The sequence below is a fragment of the Corynebacterium sp. HMSC068H04 genome (assembly GCF_001811255.1).
Classification (GTDB): domain Bacteria; phylum Actinomycetota; class Actinomycetes; order Mycobacteriales; family Mycobacteriaceae; genus Corynebacterium; species Corynebacterium hesseae.
Genome location: NZ_KV804000.1, coordinates 1 through 217, shown reverse-complemented (window position 1 = coordinate 217; position 217 = coordinate 1). Strand labels below are relative to the sequence as shown.

1 pseudogene is annotated in these 217 nt (G+C 58.5%); it reads left to right on the top strand.

Annotation, left to right across the window (positions count from 1 at the left end):
* A pseudogene (locus HMPREF2792_RS07675) lies at positions 1–217 on the top strand (hypothetical protein); the annotation flags it as partial.

The following is a 217-nucleotide window of genomic DNA, read 5'->3' as shown; positions in this document are numbered from 1 at the left end:
GAGTCTACGACTCCGGAGAACCCGGATGAGTCTACGACTCCGAAGACGTCTGAGCCGTCTGAGTCTACGACTCCGGAGAATCCGGATGAGTCCACGACTCCGGAGAACCCGGGCGAGTCGACCACTCCGAAGACGACTGAGAAGACCACTGAGCCGTCTGAATCGACGACTCCGGGTAAGCCAGGTGATGAGTCTGGCAAGCCGAAGATTTCGACGA